Annotated in this window: 16 protein-coding genes; 8 read left to right on the top strand and 8 right to left on the bottom strand. The window is 67.9% G+C overall.

The window, feature by feature from the left end; translation table 11 throughout:
* Nucleotides 1-70: 70 nt before the first annotated feature.
* The 5 genes from AC6CHL_RS19335 (at nucleotide 71) to AC6CHL_RS19315 (ending at nucleotide 5,527) form a co-directional block, all read left to right on the top strand.
* Nucleotides 71-1,093, top strand: a complete 1,023-nt coding sequence (locus AC6CHL_RS19335) for a zinc-binding alcohol dehydrogenase family protein (protein WP_038690223.1) — start codon at nucleotides 71-73, stop codon at nucleotides 1,091-1,093.
* A 107-nt stretch (nucleotides 1,094-1,200) separates the two neighbouring features.
* Entirely contained in the window at nucleotides 1,201-1,812 is a 612-nt protein-coding gene (gene yczE, locus AC6CHL_RS19330) for a membrane protein YczE (RefSeq protein ID WP_038690225.1), read from the top strand.
* 229 nt (nucleotides 1,813-2,041) lie between these two features.
* Entirely contained in the window at nucleotides 2,042-4,075 is a 2,034-nt protein-coding gene (locus tag AC6CHL_RS19325; RefSeq protein ID WP_038690227.1) for an NADPH-dependent 2,4-dienoyl-CoA reductase, read from the top strand.
* 291 nt (nucleotides 4,076-4,366) lie between these two features.
* Nucleotides 4,367-4,825, top strand: coding sequence for a cell wall hydrolase (locus tag AC6CHL_RS19320; RefSeq protein ID WP_038690229.1), 459 nt, complete (start codon nucleotides 4,367-4,369; stop codon nucleotides 4,823-4,825).
* Between the two features lie 90 nt (nucleotides 4,826-4,915).
* Entirely contained in the window at nucleotides 4,916-5,527 is a 612-nt protein-coding gene (locus AC6CHL_RS19315; protein WP_038690231.1) for a glutathione S-transferase N-terminal domain-containing protein, read from the top strand.
* Nucleotides 5,528-5,751: 224 nt separating this feature from the next.
* On the opposite strand, the gene AC6CHL_RS19310 is transcribed toward AC6CHL_RS19315, so the two are convergent.
* The 6 genes from AC6CHL_RS19310 to AC6CHL_RS19285 form a co-directional block, all read right to left on the bottom strand.
* On the bottom strand, nucleotides 5,752-6,810 hold the full coding sequence (locus AC6CHL_RS19310) for a suppressor of fused domain protein (RefSeq protein ID WP_498295836.1): 1,059 nt from the start codon (nucleotides 6,808-6,810) through the stop codon (nucleotides 5,752-5,754).
* A gap of 77 nt (nucleotides 6,811-6,887) precedes the next feature.
* Nucleotides 6,888-7,412, bottom strand: a complete 525-nt coding sequence (locus AC6CHL_RS19305) for a hypothetical protein (protein ID WP_498295834.1) — start codon at nucleotides 7,410-7,412, stop codon at nucleotides 6,888-6,890.
* Between the two features lie 219 nt (nucleotides 7,413-7,631).
* Nucleotides 7,632-7,841, bottom strand: coding sequence for a hypothetical protein (locus tag AC6CHL_RS19300; protein ID WP_448133090.1), 210 nt, complete (start codon nucleotides 7,839-7,841; stop codon nucleotides 7,632-7,634).
* Nucleotides 7,842-7,928: 87 nt separating this feature from the next.
* A complete protein-coding gene (gene prpE / locus AC6CHL_RS19295; RefSeq protein ID WP_498295832.1) occupies nucleotides 7,929-9,806 on the bottom strand; it encodes a propionate--CoA ligase in 1,878 nt (625 codons plus the stop codon).
* A 240-nt stretch (nucleotides 9,807-10,046) separates the two neighbouring features.
* Complete coding sequence (locus AC6CHL_RS19290; protein WP_038690241.1) at nucleotides 10,047-11,033, bottom strand: malate dehydrogenase; 987 nt, start codon at nucleotides 11,031-11,033, stop codon at nucleotides 10,047-10,049.
* A 149-nt stretch (nucleotides 11,034-11,182) separates the two neighbouring features.
* Entirely contained in the window at nucleotides 11,183-11,674 is a 492-nt protein-coding gene (locus AC6CHL_RS19285; protein ID WP_038690243.1) for a peptidylprolyl isomerase, read from the bottom strand.
* Between the two features lie 340 nt (nucleotides 11,675-12,014).
* Here AC6CHL_RS19285 and typA point away from each other — a divergent pair, with 340 nt between their 5' ends.
* From typA to AC6CHL_RS19270, 3 genes are read left to right on the top strand one after another with little or no spacing between them, the layout of a single operon-like run.
* Nucleotides 12,015-13,862 carry a translational GTPase TypA gene (typA, locus tag AC6CHL_RS19280; RefSeq protein WP_038690245.1) on the top strand — a complete coding sequence of 616 codons (1,848 nt, stop codon included), beginning with the start codon at nucleotides 12,015-12,017 and terminating at the stop codon, nucleotides 13,860-13,862.
* A 14-nt stretch (nucleotides 13,863-13,876) separates the two neighbouring features.
* On the top strand, nucleotides 13,877-14,362 hold the full coding sequence (locus AC6CHL_RS19275; protein WP_038690247.1) for a DUF2127 domain-containing protein: 486 nt from the start codon (nucleotides 13,877-13,879) through the stop codon (nucleotides 14,360-14,362).
* 56 nt (nucleotides 14,363-14,418) lie between these two features.
* Nucleotides 14,419-16,044, top strand: a complete 1,626-nt coding sequence (locus AC6CHL_RS19270; RefSeq protein WP_498295829.1) for an amidase — start codon at nucleotides 14,419-14,421, stop codon at nucleotides 16,042-16,044.
* A gap of 139 nt (nucleotides 16,045-16,183) precedes the next feature.
* On the opposite strand, the gene AC6CHL_RS19265 is transcribed toward AC6CHL_RS19270, so the two are convergent.
* Nucleotides 16,184-17,311 (bottom strand): mechanosensitive ion channel family protein, encoded by a 1,128-nt coding sequence (locus AC6CHL_RS19265; RefSeq protein ID WP_498295891.1) that lies wholly within the window; start codon nucleotides 17,309-17,311, stop codon nucleotides 16,184-16,186.
* A gap of 108 nt (nucleotides 17,312-17,419) precedes the next feature.
* Nucleotides 17,420-18,811, bottom strand: a complete 1,392-nt coding sequence (locus AC6CHL_RS19260) for a class II 3-deoxy-7-phosphoheptulonate synthase (protein ID WP_038690253.1) — start codon at nucleotides 18,809-18,811, stop codon at nucleotides 17,420-17,422.
* Between the last annotated feature and the right edge of the window lie 78 nt (nucleotides 18,812-18,889).

The raw sequence follows: 18,889 nt of genomic DNA, 5'->3' as shown, positions 1-18,889 counted from the left end.
GCCTTGATTCAGCGCAAGAACAGCTTTGTTGGCGGACGTATGATGAGGAACGTCCTGCACCGGAGCTGCCATGAAAGCCGTGGGTTTGCGCCAGTATCTGCCGATTGACGACCCCGCCGCACTGCTTGATCTGACCCTGCCCGACCCTGCTCCACCCACGGGCTCGGACCTGTTGGTGCGAATACAGGCCGTTTCCGTCAACCCGGTGGATACCAAGCAGCGCGCGCCGCGCCCGGCGCACGAAGATCCCCCGCGCATTCTTGGCTACGACGCGGCCGGAACCGTCGAGGCCGTCGGGCCGGATGTGGTGGCGTTCGTACCCGGCGACGAGGTGTATTACGCCGGCGATGTGACACGCCCCGGCAGCAACGCGCAGTGGCACCTGGTCGACGAACGACTGGTCGGGCGCAAGCCGACCACGCTGGATTTCGCCGAGGCCGCCGCACTGCCGCTGACCACGCTGACTGCCTGGGAACTGCTGTTCCAGCGCATGCCATTGCAGTTTGATGACCGTCGCCATGCCGGCCAGGTGCTGCTGGTCATCGGCGGTGCGGGCGGCGTGGGCTCCATCGCCATCCAGCTTGCCCGGCATGCCGGCTTCACCGTCGTCGCCACAGCCTCGCGCGCTGCCTCGGTGCAGTGGTGCCTGCAGATGGGCGCCCACCATGTGATCGACCACCACCAGCCGTTGCCGCCACAGCTGCAGGCACTGGGCATCGCGCAGGTGCAGGCGGCGCTCAACCTGGCCGACACCGACCGCTACTGGGACGTGCTGGGCGAACTGCTCGCACCACAGGGCCATGTCGGCCTGATTGTCGAACCGCGCGACGCCTTGCGCATCGGCGATCCCTACAAGGCCAAGTGCATCGGCATCCACTGGGAATTCATGTTTGCGCGCGCGAAGTTCCGCACGGCGGACATGATCGAACAGCACCGCATCCTGAACCGCGTTGCAAGCCTGGTCGATGCGGGCGAACTGCGCAGCACGCGCAGTGCGCACCTTGGCCTGATCAACGCCGCCAATCTGCGCGAGGCCCACCGGCAACTGGAAAGCGGTGGCACGGTCGGCAAGCTGGTGCTGGCGGGCTGGTAGATGCCTGCGCCGGCAGCACGGGTGTCGGCGCATATTGGCGTGCATCTGTATCTGTCCGGCGTGGCGGGCGCGCCCTACATTCAAGGGCCCCTCCGGTGACACCTGCCATGCCCACGTCATTCCCCCTGCGCCTGTTGCAACTGTTGCTTGGCCTGTTCCTGTACGGCATGGGCGCGGCGGTGATGATCCGCGCCGCGATCGGAGTGGCGCCGTGGGATGTGCTGTCGCAGGGCATCGCATTGCAGACGCCGCTGTCGTTCGGCGTGGCCACCAACGTGATCGGCGCGCTCGTGCTGTTGCTGTGGTGGCCGATCCGGCAGAAGCCGGGGCTGGGCACGGTCCTCAACGTGATGCTGATCGGCCCGAGCGCGCAGTTCGGCCTGTGGCTGCTGCCGGAGGTGCACGGTCTGGCGTGGCAGGTGCCGGTGTTCGTGTGCGGCCTGCTGATGGTGGCCGTGGCCACCGGCCTGTACATCGGCGCACGTTTCGGCCCCGGCCCGCGCGACGGCCTGATGACCGGCCTGCACGCCCGCACCGGCTGGCCCATCTGGGTGGTCCGCAGCCTCATCGAAGGCACCGTCCTGCTGATCGGCTGGTGGCTCGGCGGCAATGTCGGCGTGGGCACCCTCGCCTTCGCCCTGCTGATCGGCCCGCTCTGCGGCGTGACGCTGCCGCTGTTCGGCATCCGCAAGCCCGCCCCGGCGCCCGCCACCCCGTAGCGCCCCCGCCGGCGCGTACCGACCAACGGTCGGTACCTACCGCGATGCATCCCATGCCCGTCGCCCCCGCGATGCATCCGGTAGTGCCGGCCGCTGGCCGGCTCCACGCACGCCCCCGGCCTGCCAAACAACGCATGGGGCGGCAGCGCGAATGCGATGGCGCAGTCCCCCCTTGCTCTTGGGGGGCATACGCGGCACGCTTCACGCTTCCGTACGCAAGCGTATCGACATGTCGCCAGCCGCCGAATCCCCCGCTTACCCCCATCTGTTCGCCCCGCTGGACCTGGGCTTCACCCAGCTGCGCAACCGCGTCCTGATGGGTTCCATGCACACCGGCCTGGAGGACCGCGCGCGCGATTTCCCGCGCCTGGCCGCCTATTTCGCCGAGCGCGCGGCCGGCGGGGTCGGCCTGATCGTGACCGGCGGCTTCGCACCGAACGTGGTCGGCTGGCTCAAGCCCTTCGGCGGCAAGCTGTCCTGGCCCTGGGAAGTGCGTCCGCACCGCCAGGTGACCGCTGCGGTACACGACAACGGCGGCAAGATCTGCCTGCAGCTGCTGCACGCCGGGCGCTATGCCTACCACCCCCTGTCGGTGGCCCCCAGCAAGCTGAAAGCACCGATCAATCCGTTCACCCCGCGTGCGCTGAGCGCCGGTGGCGTTGACCGCCACATCGCCGATTACGCGCGCAGCGCGCGCTTGGCGCGCGAGGCCGGCTACGACGGCGTGGAAGTGATGGGCTCGGAAGGCTATCTCATCAACGAATTCATCGCCCCGCGCACCAACACGCGCACCGACCGCTGGGGCGGCGACGCCGCGCAGCGCATGCGCTTTGCGGTTGAAATCGTGCGCCGCATCCGCGAGGCCTGCGGCCCGGACTTCATCATCATCTACCGGCTGTCGCTGGTGGACCTGGTCGAAGGCGGCAGCAACTGGGATGAAATCGTGCAGCAGGCCAAGGCGATCGAGGCGGCCGGCGCGACATTGATCAACGCCGGCATCGGCTGGCACGAAGCGCGCATCCCCACCATCGCCACCTCGGTGCCGCGCGCGGCCTTCGCCGGGGTCACCGCCAAACTCAAGCCGCATGTGCAGCTGCCGGTGATCGCCACCAACCGCATCAACATGCCCGACGTGGCCGAGCGCATCCTGGCCAGCGGCGGCGCGGACATGGTGTCGCTGGCACGGCCGCTGCTTGCGGACCCGGAATGGGCCAACAAGGCCCGCGCCGGTCGCCCCGAAGCGATCAATACCTGCATCGCCTGCAACCAGGCCTGCCTGGACCACGTGTTCGAGAACAAGACCGCCAGCTGCCTGGTCAACCCGCGCGCCGTGCACGAAACCGAGCTGGTCTACCGCCCGGTCACCGCCGCCAAGCGCGTGGCCGTGGTCGGCGCGGGTCCGGCCGGGCTGGCCTGCGCCACGGTCGCCGCCGAACGCGGCCACCAGGTGACCCTGTTCGACGCCGGCAGCGAGATCGGCGGCCAGTTCAACGTGGCCAAGCGCATTCCGGGCAAGGAAGAATTCCACGAGACCCTGCGCTACTTCCGCCACAAGCTTGAGCAGACCGGGGTCGAGGTGAAGCTGGACACCGTGGCCGACGTCGCCGGCCTGGCCGGTTTTGACGAGGTGGTGGTGGCCACCGGCATCACCCCGCGCCGGGTCGACTTCCCCGGTGCCGACCACCCCAAGGTGGTCAACTACCTGGACGTGCTGCTGGGCCGGGTCCAGGCCGGCGCGCAGGTGGCCATCATCGGCGCCGGCGGCATCGGCTTCGACGTGGGCGAGTTCCTGGTCCATGACGGCCCCTCCAGCGCGCTCGATCCCGCCCGCTGGATGGCCGAATGGGGCGTGGACCCCAGTTTTGAAGCCCGCGGTGCGCTGGCCAAGCCCGCGCCCGAAGCACCGGCGCGCAAGGTCTGGCTGCTGCAGCGCAGCCCGGGCAAGCCCGGCGCGCGCCTGGGCAAGACCACCGGCTGGATCCACCGCGCCACGCTCAAGGCCAAGGGCGTGAAGATGCTGGGCGGCGTGGAGTATCTGGGCGTGGACGATACCGGCCTGCGCGTGCGCATCGAGGGCCAGGAACAGACCCTGCCGGTGGATCACGTGGTGGTCTGCGCCGGCCAGGAACCGCGCCGCGATCTGCACGCCGCACTGCAGGCGGCCGGGGTCAACGCGCACCTGATCGGCGGCGCCGACGTGGCCGCCGAACTGGATGCCAAGCGTGCGATCCACCAGGGCAGCCACCTCGCCGCGCAGCTCTGAAACGGGTCGCTGGCGACCTGAATACGGGTCCGGGAGCCCATTCCGGCCCGCGCTCCGAACCTGAATGTCAAGCTTTCAGGTTCAGGATGCATTGGGAAATGGCCCCCTATCGTGCGCCAACTTTCCCGCTCACCACCCAGTTCGAGTGAGCGCGCGGACCCCACGTCTTGTTCGGGTCCGCCCCCGGGCGACCCCGATGGTCGCCTCCCCATGACGCCAAGTCGTATCCACGCCCCGTCCGTATGATCGGATGGACAAGCCAGGTGCGGCCTACACGGAGCAAGGAGATTTATGAAACTGGCCTGGATTCTCTGGCTGTCGCAGTTGTTGCCGCAGCCGGCCGCCGATTCGTTGTGCCTGAGCACGACCGTCTACCTGGAAGCGCGTGATCAGACCCTGCGCGGCCAGCAAGCCGTTGCCGAAGTGGCCCTGCGCCGCCTGGACAGCGGGCTGTGGGGCGACTCGATGTGCAAGGTGGTGACCGCGCGCAAGCAGTTCGCTCCGACCATCGTGGCGCCCGGCACCCAGCTGGGCAATGCCGACGCCTGGCAGGAAGCGATGACGGTGGCCTTCGATGCCGAGCGCAACTGGGCCCTGCCGGTGGGTGAGCGCAAGGAGATCGTGCCCGGTGCCAGCCACTTCGCGGCCCTGGCGATCGCCAACCCCAGCTGGCGCAATGCCTACCAGGTGGCCACCATCGGTGACCACACGTTCTACCGCGTGCAGAAACTCAAGCCGCGCACGTCGTAACGGTCTGTTACGGCCATACCGTTGAGGATGCGGGGCCTGCTCTGGAATAGTGGGCAGCTGACCTTCCACCCATCCGTCAACGGAGTTCCCATGAAGCTGTACAGCAAGCCCGGTGCCTGCTCCACCGCCGACCACATCGCCCTGCAGTGGACCGGCCAGCCGTTCGAGGTGGAACTGCTCGACAAGGACACGCTGAAGGCGCCTGCATTCCTGAAGATCAACCCGGCCGGTTCGGTGCCCGCGGTGGTCGATGGTGATTTCATCCTGACCCAGAACGCGGCCATCATGGGCTACATCGCCGACACCTACCCGCAGGCCGGCCTGGCCGGTGATGGCAGCGCCCAGCAGCGCGCCGAGGCCACCCGCTGGCTGTCCTTCGTCAACTCGGACCTGCACCCGGCGTTCAAGCCGCTGTTCGGCCCGGCCAACTTCATTGAAGACGACAGCCAGTACGACGCCCTCCGCGCCACCGCGCGCAAGCGCCTGCGCGGCCTGTTCGAGCGTGCCGACAAGCAGCTCGCCGACCGCCCGTGGCTGGCCGGTTTCCGCAGCTTCGCCGACCCGTACTTCTACATCACGCTGCGCTGGGCGGCCGGCGCCAAGATCGACCTGAGCGGTCTGGACAACATCGCCGCGTACAAGACCCGCATGGACGCCGATGCCGGCGTGCAGGCCACGCTGAAGGCCGAAGGCCTGAGCTGAGTCGTTCCACGCGACATATATATAAGCGAAGCGCCCGGCACTGCCGGGCGCTTTTTTTGGGCTCCTGTCCCTCGGTAGAGCCACCCCACGGGTGGCTGCCCCCGAATCCGGCACCGCGCGCAGCCACCCGTGGGGTGGCTCTACCGAATCGGGCACCGCGCACAGCCACCCATGGGGTGGCTCTACCGAATCGGGCATCGCGCGCAGCCACCCGTGGGATGGCTCTACCCGACGGTGCGCACCACGTTGCCCTGTGCGTCGCGCAGCTGGGTGGGTTCCACCCGGATCCGCAGGCGGCCACCGGGCAGCGGGTAAACGCCGCGCTGGGCGTGCAGGTGCTCCAGCAGCGCACGCAGGGTGGCCGGGCTGAGCACGCAGCGCGCGCTGTCCGGCGCGATCTCCAGCTGGTCAGCCTCACCGGGCTCGAAGCGCCAGCTGCGCTGTGCGTTGAGCAGGGTCAGCGCGTGGCCGTGGTCCAGCCGCAACGGCAGCAGCTCCAGCACCCCCGGCACCTGGCCGGCGCCCAGCACCAGCTCCACGCTGTCGCCCTCGGCCGCCCAGTCCAGCGTTTCCAGGAACAGCAGGCCGGTGGTGGAGCCGTCACGCGCACTGCCCGCCTCCACCTGCGCGGCCAGGGCCGGGTCGGCCAGCAGCGAACCGCGCTGCAGGTCGGTGATCCACAGCGGCATGGCCGGCAGCAGCGCATCCAGCACGCCCTGGGTGGACCAGCGCCGCACCGCCGCCATTTCGTCATCGGCCAGCCCGACGATCTGCAGGAAACGCACGCGGCCGTTGGGGGTGTCGCGCGGCGGCAGCTGCGGATCCTCCACCAGCGCCAGGTGGCGCAGCACGGTGTCGGTGTCCAGCGCGATCGGACCGTTGGCATCCAGGTGGTGCCCGGCCTCGAACACATTGCCGCTGCTGAAGACATAGCGCGCCAGGTTCTGCAGCAGGTTCATCGGCCACACCGGCGGCGCGTCGTCAGGCCCCTGCCCTGACGCGGCGGCCAGGCGGAACGTCAGCTCGAAACCGTAGCCACTGTCGGCCGCATCGTCACTCTGCTTGTCGTACAGCTCGGAGAAGCCGTAGGTGACGTAATGCCAGTGCGGGCGGGGCGATTCGGCCCAGTACACGCTGATCCCGTCCAGCGGGTCGTTGCCGCCCAGAGTGTGAGGCAACGCCGTACCGAAGTGCCGGGGTTCCTGCCCCGGGTACAGCGCAACCAAGGCCGCGTTGATGGCATCCCAACCGGGGGTGCCGTGGTCATCGTGCGTGAGGTCCATCGCGGTGCTCCTGCAGGTGTAGCCGGGCAAGGTAACGCCCCCGCGCGGCAACGACCACCCTTGCAGGCGCCGGCGATTCAGCCAGGCACGGGTTCGGCGCTGGCGTCGGGCTGCAACTGCGGCGATGGGTCGAGCAGCGCATGGGTGTCGCTCAACCAGCGGCTGGCCAACGCCGGGCTCTTGGCCTTGGCGACGGCGGCGGCCATGTCCGGCCACAGCTTTTCCAGCCCTGCCGCATTGGTGCAGCGCTCGATCTTGAGCTGCATGAAGTAGCCCTTGAGGCCCAGATGGCGGCGCACCGATTCGCTCATCCAGTCGTACAGGCGCTTGTACAGATCCGGGTCCTGTTCGCGCCCGGCGGTGAGCGCACGCGCGGCGGGCGGCGCGACGGCACCGCCGACCACGTCGATCAGACCCATCTCTGCCAATTGGGCCAGCGCGTCATCCGGCGCGCGCAGGCCCGGCAACAAGGCGGTCAACGCATCGTCATCGCGCTGACCATCCACCATCAGCAGAATGGAGCGCAACGCCGGCGGCAGCCGACGTGCACGGTCTTCGATTTCCTGGCGGCCGGCGGCCGTCTTGCCATGGATGTAGGCCATGTACTTCCCCCTGTTGCGTGCTGCATTGCCACGCCCGTCCTCCGGCCGTTGGCCGGTGCACGTGCGCCCCCTTGCGACCGTTCCAGGCGGATCTCCACGCCGGCGTCCCCGCGCGCCGTGTCCCCAGCGCGCGACGCCCGGCCCTGGGGCCTGCAGCGGTCACTACCGGAGCTTACCTGACGCTGGCCGACACCGATAATGCGTTGCAGCACGCGCCGGTCAGGGGTTCGCGCGGAACTGCAGGTACCTGCGGATGGCTCGGATGACCACCAGCAGCAGGACCGGCACCACGATCACCTGGAGGATGTTCAGCGGCCGGGAGTCCCACCAGGCCTCGGCGATCAGATAGATCGCATAGCCCAGCAGGCAGCACCAGCCGATCGCCGTTACCAGCGCTTTGCTTGCCCGCATCCTGTGGTCGATAGCCATGCCGTGCTCCCTGGAGACCCGCACCCGACGCGGGCCCTTCCGGCGCCGCGCCTGCGCGTTTGTACCCTGCGAAACGGACGGCGAGCGTCAGTGCCCCAGCGCGCGCCGGATCTCGTCCAGTGCCCCTGGATCATCCAGCGTGGACAGATCACCGGGATCGCGCTCTTCGGCCAGCGCCTGCAGCGAGCGCCGCAGCAGCTTGCCCGACCGGGTCTTGGGCAGCGCATTGACGATATGGATGTGTGCCGGCCGCGCCAGTGCACCGAGCGAGTTGGTGACCCGCTGCATCATCTCGGTGATCACCGTGCTGCCATCGCCCTCCACTGCCTGGCGCAGGGTGACGAACACCAGTGGCACCTGGCCCTTGAGCTCGTCCTTGACCCCGATCACCGCCGCCTCGGCCACCAGCGGGTGGCCGGAGATGCACTCTTCGATCTCGCGCGTGCCCAGCCGGTGCCCGGCCACGTTGATCACATCGTCGGTGCGGCCGAGGATGAAGGTGTAGCCGTCCGCGTCGCGGATCGCCCAGTCCAGCGAGCTGTACAGCAGCTCCTTGAAGTGGCTGAAATAGCTCTGCAGGAACCGGTCGTCGTCCTTCCATACCGTGCTCATGCACCCCGGCGGCAACGGCGGGGTCATCACCAGCACGCCCTTCTGCCCGGGCGCCACTTCATCGCCGGTGTTCTCGTCGATGACCTTCATCTTGTAGCCGAGGTTGGGGAACCCGGGCGAGCCGAACCGCACCGGCTTCATGTCCACCCCGGGCAACAACGTCAGCGCCGGCCAGCCGGTTTCGGTCTGCCAGTAGTTGTCGATGATCGGCTTGCCCAGCGCGTCGCTGATCCAGTACGCGGTGGGTTCGTCGAGCGGCTCGCCGGCCAGGAACACGTACTTGAGCGCATCCAGGTCGTGGCGCGTGATGAAGTCGGTGTCGTGCTTCTTCAGCACGCGGATGGCGGTGGGCGACGAGAACAGCGTGCGCACGTTGTACTGCTCGCACAACGCCCACCAGATCCCCGGGTCCGGGTTGGTTGGCAGGCCTTCGTACAGCAGCGAGGTGCAGCCGCCGATCAGCGGGCCGTACACGTTGTAGGAATGGCCCACCGCCCAGCCCACGTCGGAGGTGGAGAACATCACCTGGCCCGGCTTGCAGTCGAACACGGTCTGCATCGACTGCGCCATCGCCACCGCGTAGCCGCCCACGTCGCGTTGCACGCCCTTGGGCTTGCCGGTGGTGCCGGAGGTATACAGCAGGTAGCTGGGCTCGCTGGCTTCCAGCCACACCACCGGCACGTCCTGGTCGCCCACATCGGCGCGCAGCGTGGCGTAGTCGACATCGCGACCGGCCACCTTCGGTTCGGCCGGGTCCAGCCCGCGCGAGACGATCAGCACGTGCGGCGGCGGCGAGGTGGCTTCGGCACATGCCGCATCGACCATCGCCTTGTACGGAATCACCTTGCCACCGCGTTTGCCGGCATCGGCAGCGATCAGCAGCTTGGGTTCGGCATCGTCGATGCGCAGCGCCAGGTTATGCGCGGCAAAGCCGCCGAACACCACCGAGTGGATCGCCCCGATGCGCGCGCACGCCAGCATCGCAAACACCGCCTCGGCCATGTTGGGCATGTAGATCACCACACGGTCGCCACGCTGCACGTCCAGGCGCTGCAGCACCGCTGCGAAGGCATTCACTTCGCGGTACAGCTGCCGGTAGGTGATCTCGCGGGTGACGTTGGTTTCGGTGGAAATGGCCACCAGTGCCAGCTGATCCGGGCGATCGACCAGGTGGCGGTCCACGGCGTTGTAGCAGAGGTTGGTTTCCCCGCCGACGAACCAGCGCCGGAAGGGCGGGTTGCTGTAATCGAGGATCTGCTCCGGCGCTTTATGCCAGTAGATGCGCTGCGCCTCTTCGGCCCAGAACGCCTCGGGTTCATCCACCGAACGCCGGTACATCTCTTCGTAACGCATGACAGCCCTCCCAGACAGAATCATGGGATCGAGCATAGTCCGATGGCGGCGAACGAACCGCCCGACCTTGGTCGTACACCGGGCCGGCCAGCGGCCGGCACTACCGGGGATTGTCGAGAGCCGGCCAGCGGCCGGCATTACCGGGGCGGCGGTTGGCGTTTCCCACAAAAAAACGCCGGGCAATGCCCGGCGTTTTTCAACAGCGTACCGGCACAGGGCCGGCAGGTCGCCGCCGGTCGATCAACCCAGCAGGTGGGCCACGCCGCTGCGCTCTTCTTCCAGCTCGGCCAGGGTCTTGTCGATGTACTTCTGGCTGAAGTCGTCCACCGGCAGGTCCTTGACCAGGGTGTACTCACCGTTTTCGGTGGTCACCGCAAAGCCGAAGATCACGCCTTCCGGGATGCCGTAGGAACCGTCGGACGGCACGCCCATGGTGACCCACTTGCCGTTGCTGCCCAGCACCCAGTCGCGCACGTGGTCGATGGCGGCATTGGCGGCCGAGGCGGCCGAGGACGAACCACGGGCTTCGATGATCGCCGCGCCGCGCTTGCCCACGGTCGGGATGAAGGTACCGGCGTTCCATTCCTGGTCGTTGATCGCATCGGCAACCGACGCACCGTCGGCGGTGGCGAAACGGTAGTCCGGGTACATGGTCGGGCTGTGGTTGCCCCACACGACCAGCTTCTCGATGCCGCCGACCGACTTGCCCAGCTTGGACGACAGCTGGCTCAGCGCGCGGTTGTGGTCCAGGCGCAGCATGGCGGTGAAGTTGCGCGGGTTCAGGTCCGGCGCCGACTTCATGGCGATGTAGGCGTTGGTGTTGGCCGGGTTGCCGACCACCAGCACCTTCACGTTGCGGCTGGCGACCTTGTTCAGCGCCGCGCCCTGCGCGGTGAAGATCTTCGCGTTTTCCAGCAGCAGATCCTTGCGCTCCATGCCCGGGCCGCGCGGACGCGCGCCGACCAGCAGGGCGATGTCGGCGTCCTTGAAGGCCACTTCGGCGTCATCGGTGCCGACCATGCCGGCCAGCAGCGGGAAGGCGCAGTCTTCCAGTTCCATCATCACGCCGCGCAGCGCGGCCTGGGCCTTGTCCACCGGCAGCTCGAGCAGCTGCAGGATGACCGGCTGGTCCTTGCCCAGCATTTCGCCGGAGGCGATGCGGAACAGCAGGGCGTAGCCGATCTGGCCGGCGGCGCCGGTCACGGCAACACGAACAGGTGCTTTCATGGGGATTTCCTCTGCTAAGAAGCTGTAGTGCCGGCCGCTGGCCGGCTAAGTAGCTGTGTGGGAGATGGCCGCGCGGGCGGGGGCAGGCCTGGCGGGGCGGCCGAAACGTAGAAACGGCCCCCTTCGCAGGGGGCCGTTCAAGGGGTGGATCAGGCCGGGATCAGCTTGTTCCACTCGGCCACGCGCTCGGCCTGGGCAGCCAGCACGGCGTCGGTGTCGCCTTCCAGGGTGATCGAATGGATCACGTCGCCCTGCTTGACCGAGTCCACGATGGCCTGACCGTCCAGGACCTGGCCGAACACGGTGTGCTTGCCGTCCAGCCAATCGGTCTTGATGTGGGTGATGAAGAACTGGCTGCCGTTGGTGTTCGGACCGGCGTTGGCCATGGACAGCGAGCCGACCTGATGGCGCACGCCGTTCTTCTCGTCTTCGAACTTGTAGCCCGGACCGCCGGTGCCCTGACCCTTCGGGCAGCCGCCCTGGATCATGAAGTCCGGGATCACGCGGTGGAAGACCAGACCGTCATAGAAGCCGCGCTTGACCAGGTTGACGAAGTTGGCAACCGTCAGCGGGGCCTTGTCGGCGAACAGCTCGACCTTGATCGGGCCCTGGGTGGTGTCGAAAGTGGCGATGAGGGACATGCAAATCCTTGGGGTACGGGGGTTTGTCGTTAGCCCCATAGGATACACCGCGCCCCCTGACCAACGGGCGCCTGTTGGACAAACGCGTCGCCACGCGCCCAGGCACCTCCGCGCCGGCAAGGAAACGCTTTGCTGAATGCCTCAGGGACGGCGGTAGTGCCGGCCGCTGGCCGGCAGCCAGGCAAAACCTGCTGGAGATCATGGGTTTGCGAGCCCGTTGCCGACGCTACCTGAATGGGGGTGCGGGACAACCTGAAACGCACTTTTCGCGATTGGTCATGTTGGCCGTATAATGTTGGACTTCTTTTTCCAAATCCGGCGCCGACTGGCCCCCTTTCGCATGTCTATCGAAAATCTTCGCAACATCGCCATCGTCGCCCACGTCGACCACGGTAAGACCACCCTCGTCGACCAGCTGCTCAAGCAGTCCGGCACCCTCTCCGAGCGCACCGTGCTCGCCGAGCGCGTGATGGACAGCAATGACCAGGAAAAGGAACGCGGCATCACCATCCTGGCCAAGAACACGGCCATCACCTGGGAAGACAAGAAGACCGGTATCAAGAACCGGATCAACATCGTCGACACCCCGGGACACGCCGACTTCGGCGGCGAAGTGGAGCGCGTGCTGTCGATGGTCGACACCGTGCTGATCCTCGTCGACGCGATGGACGGCCCGATGCCGCAGACCCGCTTCGTCACCCAGAAGGCCTTCGCGATGGGCTTCAAGCCGATCGTCGTGGTCAACAAGGTGGACCGCCCGGGCTCGCGTCCGGATTGGGTGATCGACCAGGTCTTCGACCTGTTCGACAAGCTCGGCGCCACCAATGAACAGCTCGACTTCCCGATCGTCTATGCCTCGGCCCTGAACGGCTACGCCGGCCTGGAAGACAGCGTGCGCGACGGCGACATGACCCCGCTGTACGAAGCGATCATGCAGCACGCGCCGAAGCCGGAAGTGGACCCGGATGGTCCGTTCCAGATGCGCATCAGCCAGCTGGACTACAACAACTTCGTGGGCGTGATCGGCATCGGCCGCATCCAGCGCGGCACCCTGAAGAAGAACATGCAGGTTGCGGTCATCGACCGCGAAGGCAAGAAGCGCAACGGCAAGGTCGCGCAGGTGCTGGGCTTCCTGGGCCTGGAGCGCATCGAGCAGGACTCCGCCGAAGCCGGTGACATCGTCGCCATCTCCGGTATTGCCGAGCTGACCATCTCCGACACCCTGTGCCACCCGGAAACCCCGGAAGCGCTGCCGGCACTGACCGTCGACGAGCCGACCATCTCGATGACCTTCCAGGTCAACAACTCGCCGTTCGCCGGCAACAAGGACCTCTCCGGTGGCAAGTTCCTGACCAGCCGCCAGATCAAGGACCGTCTGGACCGCGAGCAGGTCCACAACGTGGCCCTGAAGGTCGAACAGCTGGAAGACGCCGACAAGTTCCTGGTCTCCGGCCGTGGCGAACTGCACCTGTCGGTGCTGATCGAAAACATGCGTCGTGAAGGCTACGAGCTGGCCGTGTCGCGCCCGGAAGTGATCATCAAGCAGATCGACGGCCAGGCCATGGAGCCGATCGAGCAGCTGGTGGTGGACATCGAAGAACAGCACCAGGGCGGCGTCATGGAAAAGCTGGGCACCCGCAAGGGCCAGCTGAAGAACATGGAGCCGGACGGCAAGGGCCGCGTGCGCCTGGAATACCAGATCCCGGCCCGTGGCCTGATCGGTTTCCAGAACGAGTTCAAGACCCTGACCCAGGGTTCGGGCCTGCTGTTCCACGTGTTCGACCATTACGGTCCGAAGGAACAGGGTTCGATCGCCAAGCGCCAGAACGGCGTGATGATCGCCAATGCTCCGGGTGCCACCCCGGCGTACTCCCTGGGGCCGCTGCAGGAACGCGGCAAGCTGTTCGCTGCTGAAGGCGACAACGTGTATGAAGGCCAGCTGGTCGGCATCCACTCCAAGGACAACGACCTGACCGTCAACGCCATCAAGACCAAGCCGCTGACCAACATGCGCGCCTCGGGCAAGGACGATGCGATCCAGCTGACCCCGGCGATCAAGTATTCGCTGGAACAGGCCCTGGACTTCATCGAAGACGACGAGCTGGTCGAGATCACCCCGAAGGAAATCCGCCTGCGCAAGAAGGGCCTGACCGAAAGCGACCGCAAGAAGGCTTCGCGCGGCGGCTGATCGGACCCATTGTCGTGATCGACAAGCCCTACAACCCGGATCCTCACAAGCATCCGGGGTTGCACCTGATCGCCTTGCTGGAAGCCAGCAAGGCGGTCCTGGCGCTGTTGGCGGCAACCGGGCTGGAAATGCTCGGCCCGCAGCCACTGCGTGAGGCGGTCAATGCCCTGATCCGGCGTTTCAGTCTGGACCCGGATCACGGCACCCTGCCCTCGCTGCTCAACATGATCAATCCCGATGCGGTGCACCTGGCCGCGGTGGCCATGCTGGCCTACGGGGTGCTGCATCTCTTCGAGGCCTGGGGCCTCTGGCGCGCCAAGGCCTGGGCCTCCTGGCTGGGCTGCGTCACTGCCGGCATCTACCTGCCCTTCGATATCTACGCCATCATCCGCCACCCTGGCTGGGCCTCGTGGTCGGTGCTGGTGATCAACCTGATCGTGGTCGGCGTACTCGCCCGCGATATCCGCAAGCGTCATCCCACGCCGACCGCCCCGCACTGAGTTGCCAAGCGTGGCACCGGCTGGTTAGCCTGAGCGCCGGTTCCCGGGACACCCTGATGCGTCTGCCGCTGACATCGATGGTGATGATCGTGTCGCTGTGCGGCTGCGCGCCTGCGCCTGCGCCGGTTCACGCCAGCGAAGCCAACGCCGCCCCTGCCGTGTCGGCGCCCGATACCCCCTTCGCCTACGCCGAGACCGACATCGTCGACCTGCAGGCGCAGATGACCGCCGGTGCCCTGGACAGCGTCACCCTGACCCGCGCCTACCTGGAACGGATCGCGCGCATTGATCGCGCCGGCCCGCGCCTGAACGCGGTGATCGAGCTCAATCCCGACGCCCTCAAGGACGCCGCCGCCCTGGATGCCGAACGCCGGCACGGGCAGCTGCGCGGTCCGCTGCACGGCATCCCCGTGCTGCTCAAGGACAACATCGGCGCACGCCCGATGAGCAACAGCGCCGGCTCGCTGGCACTGGCGAAATTCCGCCCCGACGACGCCTTCCTGGTCACCCGCCTGCGCGCGGCCGGCGCGGTGGTGCTGGGCAAGACCAACCTGAGCGAATGGGCCAATTTCCGCTCCAGCCAGTCGATCTCCGGCTGGAGCGCACGTGGCGGCCAGACCCGCAACCCCTACCGGCTCAGCCACACCCCCTGCGGCTCCAGCAGCGGCAGCGCGGTGGCGGTGTCGGCCAACCTGGCTGCGGCAGCGGTGGGCACCGAAACCGACGGCAGCATCGTCTGCCCGGCGGCGATCAACGGCGTGGTCGGCCTCAAGCCCACCGTCGGGCTGATCAGTCGCGAAGGCATCATCCCGATCTCCTTCAGCCAGGACACCGCCGGGCCGATGACGCGCAGCGTCGCCGATGCCGCCGCCCTGCTGACCGCCATGGCCGGCCGCGACGACGCCGACCCGGCAACCGCGACCATGCCCGGGCGCGCGGTGTACGACTACACCGCGCGATTGAACGCCGACAGCCTGCGCGGCGCGCGCATCGGGGTGCTGCAGGGTCCGCTGGACCAGCTGCCGGGCATCGCCCCGGCGCTGCAGCACGCGATCGGCGTGTTGCGCGAGGCCGGCGCCGTGGTGGTGCCGGTACAACTGCCGACCCAGGGCCAGTGGCAGGATGCCGAGCGCATCGTGCTGCTGCATGAATTCAAGGCCGGCCTGCAGCGCTACCTCACCCGCTACAACGCGCCGGTGCGCAGCCTCGATCAGGTGATCGCCTGGAACCGGGAGCACGCCGACAAGGAGCTGCTGCCGTTCGGCCAGGACCTGATGGACGAGGCGGCCGCGGTGGGTGGGCTGGGCGATGCGACCTACATCGCTGCGCGCAGCCAGGCACGACGCCTGGCCGGACCGGAGGGCATCGACGCGGCCCTGCGCGCGCAACAGCTGGATGCATTGATCGCACCGACCACCGGTGTCGCCTGGCCGATCCGCGCCGGCGCGGGCGATGATTTCCCCGGCGAGAGCTACAGCGCCGCCGCCGTGGCCGGCTACCCGAGCCTGAGCGTGCCGATGGCGCACGTGGACGGCCTGCCGCTGGGCCTGTTGTTCATGGGCACGGCCTGGAGCGAACCGCGCCTGATCGAGCTGGCCTACGCCTACGAGCAGCGCACCCGCGCCCGGCGCCCACCGCGGTTCCGGACCAACAGCCTGCTGCCGCATATCAGCCCGCCCTGAGGGGGCGTACCGACCAACGGTCGGTACCTACCGGGCTTCGGCACGTTCGCGCCACCGATCCATCCCCCCGTTCGTCGGGCCACACCCCGGTAGCGCCCGACCGTTGGTCGGGCGACGACGCACCGACCCACCACGCCCGTTACGGTTCCGGCTGGATCGCCGGCGCGCCATCCTCGGCACCCGGCGAGCGCACATCCTCGGCCGGCTGCGAACGCGGCCCACGCAGACCGGGATCGGGCTGCTGCAGCAGTTCGGCACGGGTGCGCGGCAGCGCCTGCGGGTGCTCGCGGGCCAGGAAGTCCAGCATCCGCTCGCGCACGATGCAGCGCAGGTCGAAGGCATCGCCGGAATTGCGCGCGCTGACCAGCAGGCGCACCTGCAGCGTGTGGTCGGTGGTCTCGGTGACCTGGGTCACGCACACCCGGCCATCCCACAGCGCCTCGCCCTTGCAGATGCGCTCCAGCTCGGCGCGGATCGCCGCAATCGGCGCCCGGTAATCCAGCCACAGGAACGCGGTGCCCAGCAGGTCGGCGCTGCGCCGGGTCCAGTTCTGGAACGGGTTCTCGATGAACCACGTCAGCGGCACCACCATTCGCCGCTCGTCCCAGATGCGCACCACCACGTAGCTGCTGCCGATCTCCTCGACCCGCCCCCACTCGCCCTCCACGATCACCACGTCGTCCAGCCGGATCGGCTGGGTCAAGGCAATCTGCAGGCCGGCAATCAGGTTGCCGAACACCGGCTTGGCGGCGATACCCGCGACCAGGCCGATGATGCCGGCCGAGGCCAGCAACGCGGTGCCGATCTGGCGCACCATCGGGAAGGTGAGCAGGATCAGCGAGATGCCCACCAGGATGATCGCGCCCATCAACACGCGGCTGAGCACCCGGGTCTGGGTCTGCACGCGGCGCGCTTCGAGGTTGTCGGCCACCTCCATCGGGTGGTCGCGCAGGATCGCCTGTTCGCCGGCAGCCACCGCGCGCACCAGCAGCCAGATGAAGCAGGCCGTCAGCCCGATGTGCAGCATGCGCAGTGAACCCTCCAACCAGCGCCCCTGCAGCGGCGTGGCCTCCAGCGCGGGAATCAGCAGCAGCAACGGCAGTGCGAACGCCAGCGGGCGGCTGATCACCCGGACAATGCGCGCACGCCGGTAGTCACGGCCCTTGAGTCGTCGGGTCAGCGCCATCAACAGCCACCAGCCAGTGAAACCCACCGCCAGCGCGATGCCGATCGGCCACAGATACAACGCCGCCTGTTGCCCGTCCACTGTCACTGCACGCTCCTGCGGTCTTCAACGGAAGACCGCAGGGTGCCAGCGCGGCGATGACCAGCGTGTCAGCCGGATGTAAGCCGCGCGTGGACGGCGGCGGCTACATCAGGCGGCGTAATGCTGCTGCTTGCGCACGATCGCCATGGCGATCTCCAGCGACTGGTCGTAGTTCAGGCGCGGATCCACCGACGACCGGTAGGCACGCTCCAGGTCGCGTTCGGTCAGCTCGCGCGCACCGCCGGTGCATTCGGTCACGTCTTCACCGGTCAGTTCCAGGTGCACGCCGCCCAGGCGGGTACCGGCGGCGGCATGGAGGTCGAAGGACAGCTCCACTTCGCCACGCACGTTGTCGAAGCGACGGGTCTTGTAGCCGTTGCTGGTGCTCTCGGTGTTGCCGTGCATCGCATCGCACACCCACAGCACGCGGCGACCGTCGCGCTTGACCGCATCCAGCAGCGGCGGCAGCTTCTCGGCGATATGCGCCGCGCCCATGCGGTGGATGAAGCTCAGGCGGCCGGGTTCGTCATCGGGGTTGAGCACGTCGATCAGGCGCAGCAGCTGGTCCGGCTGCACCGACGGGCCCACCTTGATCGCAATCGGGTTGCGTACGCCGCGCAGGTATTCCACGTGCGCGCCGTCGAGCGCAGCGGTGCGCATGCCGATCCACGGGTAGTGCGTGCTCAGGTTCAACCAGCCCTGCTGGCGCGGCACCTGGCGCGTCAGCGCCTGTTCGTAGGGCAGCAGCAGCGCTTCGTGCGAGGTGTAGAAGTCGATCCGGTTGAGGTTGTGCACGCGCACCCCGGCCAGCGTCTCCATGAAGTGCACCGCGTCGCCGATCGACGCGACCATCTTCTGGTAGTCGGCGGCCAGCGGCGAGTGCTGCACCCAGTCCAGGTTCCAGTACTCGGGATGGTGCAGGTCGGCGAAGCCACCGTCGATCAGCGCCCGCACGAAGTTCATGGTCATCGCCGAATGCGCGTGGGCCTGCAGCATCCGGCGCGGGTCCGGCAGGCGGGCGGCCTCGGTGAACTCCGGCGCGTTGATCACATCGCCGCGGTAGCTGGGCAGGGTCACGCCGTCGCGGGTTTCGGTATCGGCCGAGCGCGGCTTGGCGTACTGGCCGGCGAAGCGGCCCACCCGGATCACCGGCTTGCGCATGCCGTGCACCATCACCAGGCTCATCTGCAGCAGCACCTTGAGCCGGTTGGAAATGGTGGTGGACTCGCAGTCGCTGAAGTTCTCGGCGCAGTCGCCGCCCTGCAGGAGGAAGCGCTTGCCCTCCTGCGCATCGGCCAGCTGCTGCTTGAGCGCCAGGATCTCCCAGGAGGTGACCAGCGGCGGCAGCCGCTTGAGCTCGTGCAGGGACGCGTCCAGCGCCAGCGGGTCGGGATAGGTCGGCATCTGCAGCGCGGTCTTGCCGCGCCAGCTTTCCGGCGACCAGGCGGTATCGACGGCGGTCGCGACAGGAGCGGCTACGGGCGGGGCGGACGGGCTCATCACGGACTTCCGGCAGGGGGTGGGGACCGGCCATGGTCGCAGAGCGCGCCGCCGACGCAAAGCACCGCGCGCCCGGCG

The sequence above is a fragment of the Stenotrophomonas sp. GQ19 genome, from assembly GCF_059758695.1.
The sequence above is the reverse complement of the archived record's forward strand: the minus strand, read 5'-3'. Positions and strand labels throughout refer to the sequence as shown.

Coding starts and splice junctions, on each gene's coding strand:
- AC6CHL_RS19300 (WP_448133090.1), bottom strand. CDS start 7,841: ATGGCTATCGACCACAGGATGCGGGCAAGCAAAGCGCTGGTAACGGCG.
- AC6CHL_RS19305 (WP_498295834.1), bottom strand. CDS start 7,412: ATGGCCTACATCCATGGCAAGACGGCCGCCGGCCGCCAGGAAATCGAA.
- AC6CHL_RS19260 (WP_038690253.1), bottom strand. CDS start 18,811: ATGAGCCCGTCCGCCCCGCCCGTAGCCGCTCCTGTCGCGACCGCCGTC.
- AC6CHL_RS19315 (WP_038690231.1), top strand. CDS start 4,916: ATGAAGCTGTACAGCAAGCCCGGTGCCTGCTCCACCGCCGACCACATC.
- AC6CHL_RS19335 (WP_038690223.1), top strand. CDS start 71: ATGAAAGCCGTGGGTTTGCGCCAGTATCTGCCGATTGACGACCCCGCC.
- AC6CHL_RS19285 (WP_038690243.1), bottom strand. CDS start 11,674: ATGTCCCTCATCGCCACTTTCGACACCACCCAGGGCCCGATCAAGGTC.
- AC6CHL_RS19325 (WP_038690227.1), top strand. CDS start 2,042: ATGTCGCCAGCCGCCGAATCCCCCGCTTACCCCCATCTGTTCGCCCCG.
- prpE (WP_498295832.1), bottom strand. CDS start 9,806: ATGCGTTACGAAGAGATGTACCGGCGTTCGGTGGATGAACCCGAGGCG.
- yczE (WP_038690225.1), top strand. CDS start 1,201: ATGCCCACGTCATTCCCCCTGCGCCTGTTGCAACTGTTGCTTGGCCTG.
- typA (WP_038690245.1), top strand. CDS start 12,015: ATGTCTATCGAAAATCTTCGCAACATCGCCATCGTCGCCCACGTCGAC.
- AC6CHL_RS19320 (WP_038690229.1), top strand. CDS start 4,367: ATGAAACTGGCCTGGATTCTCTGGCTGTCGCAGTTGTTGCCGCAGCCG.
- AC6CHL_RS19270 (WP_498295829.1), top strand. CDS start 14,419: ATGCGTCTGCCGCTGACATCGATGGTGATGATCGTGTCGCTGTGCGGC.
- AC6CHL_RS19290 (WP_038690241.1), bottom strand. CDS start 11,033: ATGAAAGCACCTGTTCGTGTTGCCGTGACCGGCGCCGCCGGCCAGATC.
- AC6CHL_RS19310 (WP_498295836.1), bottom strand. CDS start 6,810: ATGGACCTCACGCACGATGACCACGGCACCCCCGGTTGGGATGCCATC.